This window comes from Kitasatospora sp. NPDC086791 (assembly GCF_040685975.1).
Taxonomy (GTDB): Bacteria; Actinomycetota; Actinomycetes; order Streptomycetales; family Streptomycetaceae; genus Kitasatospora.
In genome coordinates this window covers 84895-99493 of sequence record NZ_JBFBOC010000022.1, presented here as the reverse complement: position 1 = coordinate 99493, position 14599 = coordinate 84895, and the positions used below count along the sequence as shown (strand labels likewise).

11 protein-coding genes and 1 rRNA gene are annotated in these 14599 nt (G+C 71.5%); 1 reads left to right on the top strand and 11 read right to left on the bottom strand.

All coding sequences use genetic code 11. The annotated features are described in order from the left end of the window. The 10 genes from AB0Q99_RS25295 to AB0Q99_RS25250 all read right to left on the bottom strand — a co-directional run. A 16S ribosomal RNA gene (locus AB0Q99_RS25295) occupies nt 1-92 on the bottom strand; the annotation flags it as partial. A 634-nt stretch (nt 93-726) separates the two neighbouring features. After that, the gene (locus AB0Q99_RS25290; RefSeq protein WP_363575413.1) at nt 727-2250 is read right to left on the bottom strand and encodes a CoA-acylating methylmalonate-semialdehyde dehydrogenase; all 1524 of its coding nucleotides are present in this window, start codon (nt 2248-2250) and stop codon (nt 727-729) included. A gap of 229 nt (nt 2251-2479) precedes the next feature. Beyond that, nucleotides 2480-3295 carry a hypothetical protein gene (locus tag AB0Q99_RS25285; protein WP_363575411.1) on the bottom strand — a complete coding sequence of 272 codons (816 nt, stop codon included), beginning with the start codon at nt 3293-3295 and terminating at the stop codon, nt 2480-2482. 94 nt (nt 3296-3389) lie between these two features. Next, complete coding sequence (locus tag AB0Q99_RS25280) at nt 3390-3821, bottom strand: hypothetical protein (protein WP_363575409.1); 432 nt, start codon at nt 3819-3821, stop codon at nt 3390-3392. 180 nt (nt 3822-4001) lie between these two features. Then, a complete protein-coding gene (locus AB0Q99_RS25275) occupies nt 4002-5396 on the bottom strand; it encodes an FAD-dependent oxidoreductase (protein WP_363575407.1) in 1395 nt (464 codons plus the stop codon). Between the two features lie 61 nt (nt 5397-5457). Further along, on the bottom strand, nt 5458-6261 hold the full coding sequence (locus tag AB0Q99_RS25270; protein WP_363575405.1) for an ABC transporter permease: 804 nt from the start codon (nt 6259-6261) through the stop codon (nt 5458-5460). Continuing rightward, nucleotides 6261-7205 carry an ABC transporter permease gene (locus tag AB0Q99_RS25265; protein WP_363575403.1) on the bottom strand — a complete coding sequence of 315 codons (945 nt, stop codon included), beginning with the start codon at nt 7203-7205 and terminating at the stop codon, nt 6261-6263. The genes AB0Q99_RS25270 and AB0Q99_RS25265 overlap by 1 nt, the downstream gene beginning before the upstream one ends. Further along, nucleotides 7202-8344, bottom strand: coding sequence for an ABC transporter ATP-binding protein (locus AB0Q99_RS25260; RefSeq protein WP_363575401.1), 1143 nt, complete (start codon nt 8342-8344; stop codon nt 7202-7204). Before AB0Q99_RS25260 ends, AB0Q99_RS25265 begins: the two co-directional genes overlap by 4 nt. A 40-nt stretch (nt 8345-8384) precedes the next feature. Next, nucleotides 8385-9635, bottom strand: coding sequence for a spermidine/putrescine ABC transporter substrate-binding protein (locus AB0Q99_RS25255; protein WP_363575400.1), 1251 nt, complete (start codon nt 9633-9635; stop codon nt 8385-8387). 56 nt (nt 9636-9691) lie between these two features. Further along, nucleotides 9692-11203: a gamma-aminobutyraldehyde dehydrogenase gene (locus AB0Q99_RS25250; protein ID WP_363575398.1), complete on the bottom strand. Its 1512-nt coding sequence runs from the start codon at nt 11201-11203 to the stop codon at nt 9692-9694. A gap of 456 nt (nt 11204-11659) precedes the next feature. On the opposite strand from AB0Q99_RS25250, the gene AB0Q99_RS25245 reads away from it, so the two are divergent. Beyond that, nucleotides 11660-13315 (top strand): PucR family transcriptional regulator ligand-binding domain-containing protein, encoded by a 1656-nt coding sequence (locus AB0Q99_RS25245; protein WP_363575397.1) that lies wholly within the window; start codon nt 11660-11662, stop codon nt 13313-13315. 63 nt (nt 13316-13378) lie between these two features. Here the strand turns inward: AB0Q99_RS25245 and AB0Q99_RS25240 are convergent, their stop codons facing one another. Then, nucleotides 13379-14581, bottom strand: coding sequence for a spermidine/putrescine ABC transporter substrate-binding protein (locus AB0Q99_RS25240; RefSeq protein ID WP_363575395.1), 1203 nt, complete (start codon nt 14579-14581; stop codon nt 13379-13381). Nucleotides 14582-14599 lie beyond the last annotated feature (18 nt).

The following is a 14599-nucleotide window of genomic DNA, read 5'->3' as shown; positions in this document are numbered from 1 at the left end:
CTGATCCACCCCGAAGGGCTTCACCGTTCGACTTGCATGTGTTAAGCACGCCGCCAGCGTTCGTCCTGAGCCAGGATCAAACTCTCCGTGAATGTTTACCCGTAATCGGGTTCCCACTCGCGTTGAGCGGCACGGCAACCACCGGAATAGGGCGGCCCCGCGCACTGCGTCCTCGCTAGTGTTATTTCAAAAGGAATCTCCAACCCCGATCAGATGACCGAGGCCGGGGATGTCAACATATCTGGCGTTGACTTTTGGCACGCTGTTGAGTTCTCAAGGAACGGACGCTTCCTTCGGACCGCCTTCCAGCGGACCCTCCGGGCTTCGTTCTTTCGTGTTTCCAGCTTATCAGACGTTTTCCGCTCCGTTTCCGGGGCTTCGTTCATCCAACTCGCCGGTGTCTTCCGAGGCTTGACGCCCTGTCCGACGTTTCAAACTCTAGCCGATCCGTACTCCGAAAAGCGAATCGGCCGCAATCCGATAAAACGAGCACGCCACATAAACGCCAGGCCGCGACGCAGAAATGCGCACGCGAACCAGCCCGAACCTGGGAAGTGGTGTTTCAGGGGATTGGCCGCTCCGGGACCGTCCGCGCAGACGCGTGTCCGGTGCTCCCTGCCGAGCAGCTCGAAGAACTCTACGCGCTTCGGCGCAGCGATGCAAACGGCAGGCAAACACACGCCGGCCGGGCCCCGGGGAGAGGGGTCCGGCCGGCGAGGCGTGGGCTCAGCTGTTGGTCGGGAAGCCGAGGTTGATGCCGCCGTGCGACGGGTCCAGCCAGCGCTGGGTCACGGCCTTGCCGCGGGTGAAGAACTGCACGCCGTCCGGGCCGTACGCGTGGGCGTCGCCGAACAGCGAGGCTTTCCAGCCGCCGAAGGAGTAGTAGGCGACCGGCACCGGGATCGGCACGTTGATGCCGACCATGCCGACCTCGACCTCGAACTGGAAGCGCCGGGCCGCGCCGCCGTCGTTGGTGAAGAGGGCGGTGCCGTTGCCGTACGGGTTGGCGTTGATCAGCGCCAGGCCCTCCTCGTAGGAGGAGACGCGCACGACCGAGAGGACCGGGCCGAAGATCTCGTCGTTGTAGACGGACATGCCGGGCTTCACGTGGTCGAACAGGGTCGGGCCGAGCCAGAAGCCGTCGGCGGTCGGGGTGCCGTCCTTGTCCTCGGCGGTGATCGGGTGCTTGCGGCCGTCCACCGCGAGTTCGGCGCCATCGGCGACACCGGACTCCACGTAGGAGGTGACCTTGTCGCGGTGCTGGCCGGTGACCAGCGGGCCCATCTCGGAGTCGCCGTTGCAGCCGGGGCCGACCTTGAGGGTGGCGACCCGCTGCTTGATCTTCTCGACCAGCTCGTCGCCGACCGGGTCGACCGCGACCAGGACGGACACCGCCATGCAGCGCTCGCCGGCCGCGCCGAAGCCGGCGTTGACGGCGGCGTCGGCGGCGAGGTCCAGGTCGGCGTCGGGCAGGACCAGCATGTGGTTCTTGGCGCCGCCCAGGGCCTGCACGCGCTTGCCGTAGCGGGTGCCGGTCTCGTAGACGTAGCGGGCGATCGGGGTGGAGCCGACGAAGCTGACGGACTTGATGTCCGGGTGCTCCAGCAGGCGGTCGACCGCGACCTTGTCGCCGTGCACGACGTTGAAGACGCCGTCCGGCAGGCCGGCCTCCTTCCACAGCCCGGCGAGGAAGTTGGCGGCGGACGGGTCCTTCTCCGAGGGCTTCACCACGACGGTGTTGCCGGCCGCGATGGCGATCGGGAAGAACCACATCGGCACCATGGCCGGGAAGTTGAACGGCGAGATGATCGCGACCGGGCCGAGCGGCTGGCGGATCGAGTAGACGTCGACGCCGGTGGAGGCCTGCTCGGTGAAGCCGCCCTTGATGAGCTGGGGGATGCCGCAGGCGTACTCCACGACCTCCAGACCGCGGGCGATCTCGCCCAGGGCGTCGGAGTGCACCTTGCCGTGCTCCGACACGATGATCGAGGCCAGCTCGTCGCGACGGGCGTTCAGCAGCTCGCGGAAGGCGAAGAGCACCGTCGACCGCCTGGCGACCGAGGCGGCACGCCACTCGGCGAAGGCCGAGGCGGCGGCGGCCACGGCCTGGTCGACCTCGGCGATCCCGGCGAAGTCGACCTGGCCCGCGACCTGGCCGGTGGCCGGGTCGAAGATGTCACCGCGACGGGGCGCCGCACCGGCGGTGGCGACCGGCTTGCCGCCGATCCAGTGAATGATGTGCTTGCTCAAGGTCGTCTGCCTCCGAAGTCCCGGGCGGCGTCCTGCCACCGGTCCGGTCTGGCGCCGCCCGCGAGTGGGCCGGGCGACGGAAATTCACGGGGCTACCGCGCTCGTCTCCCAGTCTGGTCGCCGACCCGGCCCCGGCTCAACGAACAGGCTGACGGGGATCTCGGATTCAGCCTTACAGGTCGTCCGGTCGCTACTCCGAACGCGTGCCACCCACCGCACGGGACGGGGCTCAGGCCTCCTGAGCCCCCGGAGCCGGAACCGGATCCTCCGGAGGCAGATCGTCCAGGGCCGACTCCTCCAGGTACGGATCGTGCAGCCCGTCCGCCGCCTCCTGGGTCTCCAGCAGGTCCAGCCGCAGGTCCTGCGCCCACGCCAGCGCCCAGCGCTTCAGCCCGTCCACCTCCCCGACCGGGACACCCCGGGCGCGGAACCGCCCGTCAGCCGCCTCGGCGAGCGTCTCCAGTCGGTCGGCGAGCGCGGTGAGCTGGAGGTCCGGGTCCAACTCCTTCGCCAGGGCGATGAGTTCGCCCTCCCGGTAGCAGCGGGTGAGGGCGTGGACGTCGACCAGGTCGCGCGGCATGCCGCGGTCCACGAGCAGCGCTGTGGTCAGCGCCGCCGCGTCCTCCAGGGCGACGACCGGCAGCACCGCCGGGGGCTCGTCCGGCCCGGGCGCGCCGAGGTCCAGGTGGACCGCCCGGTGGCCCAGCGGTTCCTTGCGCAGTTCCACCGAGTGCGTCCGGCCGCCCAGGGCCAGCCGGACGGTGAGCTGCTCCAGTCTCGGGGTGCCCGGCCGCTCGGCCACCCCGCCGCCCGCCGCCCGGTACGCCTCGGCCAGCGCGTCGGCCACCTCCGGCAGGTCGGCGTCACCGGTCGCCAGGGTGAGCCCGTCCTGTGCGCAGGCCGCGACACCGTGGGCGCGCAGCGCGTGCCCACCGGCCAGGGCGAGGCCGTACCGGACGCACACCGGCGCGGCCAGACCGGCCAGGCGCAGCTGGGCGGGGCCCGGCCGGAGGGACGAGTCGACGGCGTGCGGAGCGGTGGTCACGCCTCCAGTCTGACGCTGCCGCCCACCCCGCGCCCCACTGCCGCCACCCTCACCACCCGGCCCGTGCCGCCCCCGCGTGCCGTCCCCGCCGCGCTCACCGCCCGCCGAGCCCGGCCGCCGCCTCGTGCAGCGCGAGTTCCAGCAGCACCGGGTCGTTGAGCCGCCCGGAGCCGTCCGGCGGGACGAGCCAGCGCACGCCCCGGCTGCTGCGTTCGGGGTGCGGGACGACGATCCAGGTGCCCTCCCCCGCGCCGCGCACCCCGGTGCCGACCCAGCGGGCGGCGGTGCCGACCGGCACCAGGAAGCTGACGTGCTCCTCGCCGAAGTCGGTGAGGACCGGGCCGCAGGTGCCGCCCGCCACGACCTCCAGCGCCGGGCGCCCGAGCCGTCCGGGGACGGACAGGACGTCCCAGCCGCGGCCGGCCGGCAGCAGCATCAGGCCCAGCCCGGTGCGCTCCCACTGCTCCCGGAAGGTTTCCGGGTCCGGTGCCACCTGGGCGAGCCAGTGCAGTCCGGTGCTCTCCATGTCTGTCCCCGCTTCTCGCCGTTCGTCCTGTTCGGGCACGGCGGGGAAGACCGAGACCCGCCGTCATCATGGAGAGGCGGACGGCGGGTCCCTCTTACACGGGTCCGACACGGGTCCGGCACCGGGCCGGGGCGCGCTCGCCCCGGGGCGCGGGCGCCGACGGGACCGGCTCGGCGGGGGTCAGCTGTCGAAGCCCAGCCCCAGGCGGTCGAGCGTGCGCAGCCAGAGGTTGCGGTGACCGCCGTTGCGGTCGGCCCGCTCCAGCGACCGGGTGGTGATCTCGATCCCGGCCCAGCGCACCGGCTCGGGCGGGAACGGCAGCGGCTTGCTGCGGACCATCTCCAGCGAGGTGCGCTCGGTGCGCTCGCCGGCCAGCAGGTCGAGCATCACCTCGGCACCGAAACGGGTCGCGCCGACGCCGAGCCCGGTGTAGCCGACCGCGTACGCGACCTTGCCCCGGTACGCGGTGTCGAAGAACGCCGAGAACCGGCTGCAGGTGTCGATCGCGCCGCCCCAGGCGTTGGTGAAGCGCAGGCCCTCCAGCTGCGGGAAGCACTGGAAGAAGTGGCCGGCCAGGGTGCGGAAGGTCTCCGGCCGCTGGTCGTACTCGTGCCGGAGGTGGCCGCCGTAGTGGTAGACCGCGTCGTAGCCGCCCCAGAGGATCCGGTTGTCGGCGGAGAGCCGGAAGTAGTGGAACTTGTTGGCGCTGTCGCCGAGCCCCTGGCGCCCGTGCCAGCCGATCGAGGCGAGCTGCTCGTCGCTGAGCGGCTCGGTCATCAGCGCGTAGTCGTACACCGGCACGACGTACGGGCGGACCCGCTTGAGCAGGGACGGGAACACGTTGGTGCCGAGCGCGACCCGGCGGGCGAAGACGCGGCCGTAGGGGGTGCGGACGGCCGTGCCGCTGCCGTACTCCCGCAGGTCGGTGGCCCGGGTGTGCTCGTGGATCCGCACGCCCTGGCTCAGGCAGGCCTCCTTGAGGCCCCAGGCGAGCTTGGCGGGGTGGACCATCGCCACGCCCTCCTTGTCCCAGAGGCCGCCGAGGAAGGTCGGCGAGTTCACCTCGGCGCGCAGCTCGTCGGCGTCCAGGACGGTGATGTCGAGACCGTGGCGGGCGACCGCCTCGGCGAGCTCGTGGAGCTCCTCGACCTGGTGGGGCTGGGTGGCGACGTCGATCTCGCCGGTGCGCTCCCACTCGGCGTCGATGCCGTAGCGCTTGAGGGTGGCCTCGATGCCGTCGAGGTTGGCGGCGCCGAGGCGTTCCAGCCGGGCGAGTTCGGACGGCCAGCGGTCCAGGCCGTTGCCGAAGCCGTGGGTGAGGCTGGCCGCACAGAATCCGCCGTTGCGCCCGGACGCGGCCCACCCGACCTCGTTGCCCTCGACCAGCACGACGTCCAGCGAGGGGTCGCGCTCCTTGGCGATGAGGGCGGTCCACAGGCCGGAGTAGCCGCCGCCGACGACCAGCAGGTCGCAGGTGGTGTCGCCGACCAGGGCGGGGAGCGCCTCGGGCCGACCGGGGTCCTCCAGCCAGAAGGGGGTGGGCCTGGCGTCACTGAGTACGCGGGCGGAATCCATGCATTATCAGCCACTTTCCACGAATAGGCGTCGTTACGGGCCACCGGTGACCGGGCGTGCGTCAGGCGGCGGCCTTCCTGCGGTTCCCGAGCCACTGGCCGACGACGGTCAGCACGACGGCGGCGAGGAACATCGCGGTGCCGATGACGTTCACCTGCACCGGGATGCCGCGCTGCGAGGCGCCCCAGACGAACATCGGGAAGGTGACCGTGGTCGGGCCCGAGTTGAACTGGGTGATGATGAAGTCGTCGAAGGAGAGCGCGAAGCTGAGCAGCGCGCCCGCCGCGATGCCGGGCGCCGCCAGCGGCAGGGTGACCCTGAGGAAGGTCTGGGTGGGGGTCGCGTAGAGGTCCTGGGCGGCCTGTTCGAGCCTCGGGTCCATGCTCATCACGCGCGCCTTGACCGCCGTCACCACGAAGCTGAGGCAGAACATGATGTGCGCGATGAGGATGGTGGTGAAGCCGAACGGGATGCGCATGTTGAGGAAGAGCGTCCCGAGCGAGGCGGCCATGACCACCTCGGGCATGGCCATCGGCAGGAAGATCATCGCGGTGGTGGCCGAGCGGCCGCGGAAGCGGTGGCGGGCCAGCGCGAAGGCGACCATGGTGCCGAGCACGGTGGCGCCGATGGTGGCGAGCACCGCGATCTGCAGGCTGAGCGAGAGCGACTGGCACATGTCGGCCACGCCGCAGGGGTTGGTCCAGGCGTCGGTGGAGAACTCGTTCCACTCGTAGTTGAACTTGCCCACCGGCTTGTTGAACGAGAAGGCGAGCACGACCAGGTTGGGCAGCACCAGGTAGGCGAGGGCCAGCAGGCCGGCCAGGACGACCAGGTGGGCGCGGACCCACTTCAGGATTCGGGACATCAGACCAGATCCTCCGTCCCGGCCTTGCGCATGTAGACCGTCACCATGCCCAGGATCAGGGCCATCAGGATGAAGCTCAGCGCGGCCGCCGTGGGGTAGTCGAGCACGTTCAGGAACTGCTTCTGGATGCCGTTGCCGACCATCTGCTCGCTCGGCGAGCCCAGCAGCTGGGCGTTGATGTAGTCGCCGGAGGCCGGGATGAAGGTCAGCAGGGTGCCCGCGACCACGCCCGGCAGCGAGATCGGGAAGGTGACCTTGCGGAAGGTGGTGAACGGCCGGGCGTAGAGGTCGCCGGCCGCCTCGTGCAGGCGCGGGTCGATCCGCTCCAGCGAGGTGTACAGCGGAAGGATCATGAACGGCAGGAAGTTGTAGGTCAGGCCGCAGACCACCGCGAGCGGTGTGGCCAGCACCCGGTCGCCGGAGGTGAGGCCGACCAGGTTGGTGAGGTCCAGGACGTGCAGCGCGCCGAGCGCGCCGACCACCGGGCCGCCGTCGGACAGGATGGTCTTCCAGGCCAGCGTGCGGATCAGGAAGCTGGTGAAGAACGGCGCGATGACCAGGATCAGGATGACGTTGCGCCAGCGCTTGCTCGCCTTGAAGGCGATCGTGTACGCGAGCGGGTAGCCGACGGCCAGGCAGAGCACGGTGGCGACGGCGGCGTAGGAGAACGAGCGGACGAAGTGCCACTTGTACTCGACCAGGGCGTCCCAGTAGGTCGCGAAGTGCCAGGTGACCTTGAAGCCCGCTTCGAGCGAGCCGGTCTGCAGCGAGGTGGACGCCTGGTAGACCATCGGGACGGCGAAGAAGACGACCAGCCAGGCGATGCCGGGCAGCAGCAGCCAGTACGGGGTGAGCTTGCGCTTCGGCTTGCGCGCGGCCGTCGGGAGCGGACCGCCGTCGGGCGGTACGGCCGTCGGCGGCGCGGCCGGGGTGGTGGCGGTCATGCGGCCTCCTCCCCGGTGCCCGCGTCGATCGCCTGCGAGGCGTCCAGGGCGAAGGAGTGCGCCGGGTTCCAGTGCAGCCGGACGGCGGCGCCGGGAACTATCCGGGCGTCGCGCTCCATGTTCTGTTCGAAGACGGCGACCTCCTGGCCGCCGTCGGTGCGCACCACGTACTGGGTGGAGACGCCGATGAAGCTGGAGTCGAGCACCGTGCCGGCCAGCTTGTTGCGGCCGTCGGCGACGTCCTCGGAGGCGTGCGTGATGGTGATCTTCTCCGGCCGCACGCCGAGGTGGACGCGCTTGGCGTCGGTGGCGCAGCGCGCCTTCGGCACGGTGAGGCGGGCGCCGGCCGCGCTCAGCAGCAGGTCGCCGCCGTCGGTGCCGGTGACCTCGGCCGGCAGCAGGTTGGACTGGCCGAGGAAGTTGGCCACGAAGGTGGTGGCGGGGTTCTCGTACAGCTCGGCGGGCGCGCCCAGTTGCTCGACCCGGCCGCCGTTCATCACCGCGATGGTGTCGGCCATGGTCATGGCCTCCTCCTGGTCGTGGGTGACGTGCACGAAGGTGATGCCGACCTCGGTCTGGATCCGCTTGAGTTCCAGCTGCATCTGGCGGCGGAGCTTGAGGTCCAGCGCGCCGAGCGGCTCGTCCAGGAGCAGCACCTGCGGGTGGTTGATCAGCGCGCGGGCGACGGCGACGCGCTGCTGCTGGCCGCCGGAGAGCTGGTGCGGCTTGCGCCGGGCGTACTGGCCGAGTTCGACCAGCTCCAGCATGTCGTCGACCTGCTTCTTGACCTCCTTCTTGCCGCGCCGGCGCAGGCCGAAGGCGACGTTCTCGAAGATGTCCAGGTGCGGGAAGAGGGCGTAGCTCTGGAAGACGGTGTTCACCGGCCGCTTGTACGGGGGCAGGGCGGTGACGTCCTGGCCGCCGATCAGGACGGTGCCGCTGGTGGGCTCCTCCAGGCCGGCGATCATGCGCAGGGTGGTGGTCTTCCCGCAGCCGGAGGCTCCGAGCAGGGCGAAGAAGGAGCCCTGGGGGACGGTCAGGTCGAGGGGGTGGACGGCGGTGAAGGAGCCGTAGGTCTTGCCGATGCCGGTGAGCCGGACGTCGCCGCCGACGGCCGCGTCGCGCTGCTGGTCTGTCATGGGGTGGTGTCTTCCTGGGTTTCTCGGCCGGGAGTGGGGGTCAGGCGCCGATGAGCTTGGAGAACTTCTGCTCGAAGTCGCTCTCCTCGCTCTCGGTGAGCGTGCGGAACACGTGCGCCTTGGCCGCCATGTCGGGGGTGGGTACGACCAGCGGGTTGGCCGCGGTGTCCGGGGCGAGGGCGGCGAGCTCGTCGCTCATCCCGGTGACGGCGGAGACGAAGCCGATGCCCGCGACCAGTTGCGCCGCGATCTTCGGCTGATAGTAGAAGTCGATCAGCTTTTCCGCGTTCGCCTTGTGCTGCGCCTTGGCCGGAACCAGCAGGTTGTCGGTGGAGGAGAGGAAGCCCTTCTCCGGGATGACGAACTCGATGTCCGGGTTGTCGGCGCGCAGTTGGATCAGGTCGCCGCCCCAGGCGATGCAGGCGGCGATGTCCCCGGAGGAGAGCTCCTGGCCGTAGTCGTTGCCGGTGAAGCGGCGGATCTGCTTGCTGTCGACCGCCTTCTGCAGCCGGGCGATCGCGGCGTCGAAGTCGTCGGCGGTGAACTTCGCGGAGTCCTTGCCCTGGTCCAGCAGCACCATCCCGACGCTGTCGCGCATCTCGGAGAGGAAGGTGACCCGGCCCTTGAGGTCGGGGTCGTCCAGCAGTTGGGAGACGCTGGTGACCTCCTTCCCCTTGGTCGCCTTCTTGTTGTAGGCGACGACGGTCTGGATGCCGGCCCACGGGTAGGAGTAGAGCCGGCCCGGGTCCCAGTCGGGGGCGCGGAAGCGCGGCTCGATCGTGGTGATGGCGGTGGTCACGTTCGCCGGGGTGAGCTTCTGCACCCAGCCGAGCCGGATCAGCCGGGCGGCCATCCAGTCGGTGAGCACCATCAGGTCGCGGCCGGTGTCCTGGCCGGAGGCGAGCTGCGGCTTGATCTTGCCGAAGAACTCGACGTTGTCGTTGACGTCCTCGTTGTACTTGACCTTGATCCCGGTGGCCTGGGTGAAGGCGTCCAGGGTGCCGTGCTTCTCCTTGTCCTTCTCGTCGGTGTCGATGTAGAGCGGCCAGTTGGAGAAGTCGACCTCCTTCTCCGTGTCCGAGAGGTCCTTCGCGGCGTTCGCGGTGGAGTCGCCGGTCGCCCGGGGGGCCGCCGGGATCCCGCAGGCTGCCAGGGTGCCCGCTCCGGCCGTGAGGGCGGCGGCGCGCAGCAGGGTGCGGCGGCCGAGTGCGGCCCGGCCGCTGGTCAGGCTGCGCTCCCAGGCCCTGCGGACCGGTTCGGGCAGACCGTCGGTGAGCTCGTTGAACGCCATGGAACGGGCCTCCTGGGGGAGAAGGGGGGCGTGGGGGAAGCGCCCTGGTCCGGGGGTTATCTGTCTCCGAAGACGGTGCGGTGCCAGTCCTTGCGGGCGACCGCGGTGGTGTCGAACATGACGTGCTTGACCTGGGTGTACTCGTCCAGCGAGTACTGGGACATGTCCTTGCCGTAGCCGGACGCCTTGTAGCCGCCGTGCGGCATCTCGCTGATGATCGGGATGTGGTCGTTGACCCACACGCACCCGGCCGCGATCTCCCGGGTGGCGCGCAGCGAGCGGTGCACGTTGCTCGTCCAGGCGGAGGCGGCCAGGCCGTAAGGGGTGTCGTTGGCCAGCCGCAGGCCCTCGTCATCGCCGTCGAAGGGCAGCACGACCAGCACCGGCCCGAAGATCTCGCCCTGGACGACCTCGCTGTCCTGGGCCGCGCCGGTGATCAGGGTGGGCGGGTGGTACGCGCCCCGGGTGAGGTCGGTGCCGTCGTGGCCGGTCGTGGGCACGCGCCCGCCGGTGACCACGGTGGCGTACGCCCGGGCGCGCTCCACGAAGCCGGCCACCCGGTCCCGGTGGGTGTACGAGACCAGCGGGCCGAGGTCGGTGTGCGGGTTCAGCGGGTCGCCGATGCGGATCGCCGCGAACAGGTCGGCCACCCCGGCCACGAAGGCGTCGTACAGCGGGCGCTGGACGTACGCGCGGGTGGCGGCGGTGCAGTCCTGGCCGCCGTTGATCAGCGAGGCGGCGACGGCGCCGTGCACGGCGGCGTCCAGGTCGGCGTCGTCGAAGACCACGAACGGGGCCTTGCCGCCGAGCTCCAGGTGGGTGCGCTTGACACTCGCGGTGGCGAGCTCGGCGACCCGCTTGCCGACGGCGGTGGAGCCGGTGAAGGAGACCATCGCGATGTCCGGGTGCCCGACCAGGTGCTCGCCGGCGGTGCGGCCGGCGCCGGTGACCACGTTGACCACGCCGTCCGGGACGCCCGCCGCCGTGCACGCCTCGGCGAACATCAGCGAGGTCAGCGGGGTCAGCTCGGCCGGCTTGAGCACGATGGTGTTGCCCGCGGCGATCGCCGGGAGGATCTTCCAGGCGGCCATCTGCAGCGGGTAGTTCCACGGCGAGATGGAGCCGACCACGCCGACCGCCTCGCGCCGCACGTACGAGGTGTGGTCGCCGGAGTACTCGCCGGCCGCCTTGCCCTCCAGGTTGCGGGCGGCGCCGGCGAAGAACGCCGCGTTGTCGATCGTGCCGGGGACGTCGAACTCGGTGACCAGCTTGACCGGCTTGCCGGTCTGCGCGGTCTCCACCCGGGCGAGGTCGCCGCAGGCGTCGGTCAGCACCGCGGCCAGCCGGGTGAGCACCTCGGAGCGCGCCCCGGGGGTGGCCGAGGACCAGCCGGGCAGGGCCGCCTTCGCGGCGGCGACGGCCGCGTCGACGTCCTCGGTGGTGGCCAGGGCGACCTGCTCGACCACGCTGCCGTCGGCGGGGTTGACGACCTGGAAGGGCTCGCCGCTCCCCCGGGTCCGGCGGCCCGCGATGTGCTGCGCACCGGCGCCGAAGTCGGTCAGGTCCATCTGGTTCCTCCAAGTGCCGGTGGTACGACTGAGTGACGGAGCGCCGCCGCCGCGGTGGGGGTCTGCGGGGGTGCGGAAGTCCGTCCTGTCGATCATCGGGGTTGCGCGATCCTGGCAGTCCGGCTGGCTCCGGACAAGGGATTCCACGGTTGCGTTCTTGTTAACGCGACGGATTCCGGCGTGGGGTCGGTTTTCCGCCACTGCCGACCCGCTGACCATGCCCGGTGCCGCCGGGGCGTGACAAGGCTCACTGCGACAACCTCGACTCGAAGGGCCTTACAGGGTGCAAGGGTCCCGGCAGGGCGACAGGTCGTCGCGAGGATGGATGATTCACCTGACACCCTGGTCACCCCGTCCCCGCTCCAGCTCCGTTCCAGCCCCGCCCCGTCCCCACTCCACCCCCACCCCACCCCCACCCCGTCCCCACTCCGGCCACCTCGGCCATGGAGGCCCGCGATGCTCCCCACCGTCGCCCGCGTACTCGACCTGGAGGTGATGCGGCGCGGCCTGCCCCAGGTCGTGGCCGGCGCCGACCACCTGGAGCGGCCGGTCCGCTGGGTCCACGTCAGCGAACTGCCCGACGTCGCCGGGATGCTCCGGGGCGGCGAGCTGGTCCTGACCACCGGCATCGCGCTGCCCGAGGACCGTGCCGGGCTGGCCCGCTACGTGCACGAACTGGACGAGGTCGGGGTGGCCGGCCTGGTCGTCGAGTACGGGCGGCGCTACTTCGACACGCTCCCCCGCGCCCTGGTGAACGCCGCCGAGCAGCGCGGGCTGCCGCTGATCACGCTCCGCCGCGAGCTGCGGTTCGTCGCCGTCACCGAGGCCGTGCACGCCCTGGTGGTCAACGCCCAGCTGGAGCAGCTGCGCGTCTCCGAGTCCGTCCACCAGGTGTTCAACGAGCTGGTGGTGGAGGGCGCCGAGCCGCCCGAGGTGATCCGGCAGGTGGCCCGGATGGCGGGCGGTCCGGTCGTCCTGGAGAACCTGGCCCACCAGGTGCTCGCCCACGACGCCGCCGGGCGTCCGGAGGCCGAGGTGCTGGAGGACTGGGAGCGCCGCTCGCGCGGGGTCCGTCCGGCCGGCCGCACCGGCCACGACCCGCGCAGCGGCTGGCTGGTCACCACCGTCGGCGCCCGCGGCCAGGACTGGGGCCGGCTGGTGCTGGTCCAGGATCCCGGCCCGCTGCCCGAGGGCGAGGCCCACCCGCACACCATGCTGCTGGAGCGCGGCGCCTCCGCGCTGGCGCTCAACCGGCTGGTGGTCCGCGACCGGGAGAGCCTGGAACGGCAGACCCACCGCACCCTGCTCTCCGGCATCCTCACCCACGCGCTGACCGTCTCCGAGGCGGCGCTGCGCGCCCAGGCGCTCGGCGTCCCGCTGGAGGGCCGTCGGCTGGTGGGCGTGGTGCTGCGGCAGCGGCGCGGGCCGATCCCGGCCGCGCTGGAGGCCCAGGCCCGGCTGCGCGACTTCACCGAGCTGGCCGCGGGCGCGGTCCGGGCCTGCCGGCTCTCCGCCCTGGTCGGCGCGCTGGACGACGAGGGCGTCGGCCTGCTGATCTCGCTCGGCGCCCAGCAGGACGAGCACGCCGCGCTGGACGCCTTCTCGGCCGCCCTGCGCCGGATGTCCGCCGAGGCCGGCCGGGAGGGCGCCGACCCGGCGGGTCCGGTGGTCGCGGTCGGCTCCTCGGTCGGCTCGGTCCGCGACGCCCGGCGCACCCTGCTGGAGGCCACCCAGGTCGCCGACGCCGCCCTGCACGACGTGCCCGGCGGCGGCCGCGCGTCCTCCTACTACCGGCTTCCGGACGTCCGGCTGCGCGGCCTGCTCCACCTGCTGCGCGACGACGCCCGGCTGCAGACCTACGTGGAGCGCGAGTTGGGTCCGCTGCTGGCCCACGACGCCGAGCACAACGGCCAGTTGGTGCAGATGCTGCGGATCTACCTGGAGCAGGGCCGGAACAAGTCGGCCGCGGCGGACGCCGCGCACCTGTCCCGGCCGTCCTTCTACGACCGGCTGCACAAGGTCGAGCGGATCCTCGGCGTCGACCTCGACCAGGTCGAGTCCTGCCTCTCCCTGCACGTCGCCCTGCTGGCCCTGGACGCCGTGCGGCGCTGACGCCGTGCGGCACCGGCGGGCGCCCCCGGCGTCCACACCCCGGCGCTCTCACACCCGTTGCCCTCACACCCCGGTGATGCGTCCCCAGACCTTGTGCAGCTCGGGCCGCTCGGCCGAGGTGACGTCGCGCATGGTGTGCAGCCGGGCGCGCATCTGGTCGGTCGGGAAGACCAGCGGGTTCTCGGCGAGTTCGGCCTTCTTCTGGTCGCCGCTGGCCGCCAGCACCTCGCGGGCGGCCGGCACCGGGCAGATGTACTGGACGAACGCGGCGAGTTCGGCGGCCACCTCGGGCCGGTAGTAGTAGTCGATCAGCAGCTCGGCGTTGCGCTTGTGGGTGGCGCGGTTGGGGATCATCAGGCTCTCCGCCCACAGCTCGCCGCCCTCCTCCGGCACCACGAACTCGATGTCCGGGTTCCCGGCGGTGAGTTGGACCGCGTCGCCGGAGTAGGCCTGGCAGGCGAGCGCCGCGCCGGAGGCGAGGTCGCTGGTGTAGTCGTTGCCGGTGAACCGGCGGACGTGGCCGGCGTCGACCGTCTTCTGCACCAGGTCCATCGCCTTGTGCGCGTCGTCGTCGGTGAACGCCGCGATGTCCGCGCCCTGGGAGAGCATCAGCAGCCCGAGCGCCTCGTCCAGCCCGGCGAACAGCGTGACCCGGCCCTTGAGGTCGGGCGCCCACAGGTCGGCGGTGGTCCTGATCTCCCGGCCGAGCGCCTTGCGGTTGTACGCGATGCCGGTGATCCCGGACTGCCACGGCACGCTGCGCCGGCGCCCCGGGTCGAAGGCCGGGTTCGCGAGCTGCGGGTCCAGGTTGGCGGTGACGTTGGGCAGGTTGGCCCGGTCCATGGCCTGCACCCAGCCCAGCGAGACGTACCGGCCGGCCATCCAGTCGCTGATCACCATCAGGTCCCGGCCGGGGTCGGCGCCCTGGGTGAGCACCGGGCTGAGCTTGCCGAAGAACTCGTCGTTGTCGTTGATGTCCTCGGTGTAGGCGACCTCGATCCCGCTCTTCTCGCCGAAGGCGTCCAGGGTCGGGCGTCCGCCCTGGTCGTCGGTGTCGATGTACTGCGTCCAGTTGGAGAAGACGAGCCGCTTGTCGCTCTCCGAGCGGTCCGGCGCCGAGCGGCGGTCCTCGGCGACGTACGCGGACGGGATCCCGCAGCCGGTCAGCGTGCCGGCCCCGAGCAGCGCGGCCCCGCCGAGCACGGAACGTCGGCGCAGGGAGGGCGGGTTGGACGAACGGCGGGTCAGGGTGGAGCGGCTGGGCATGGGGAACCTTCCGGAGCG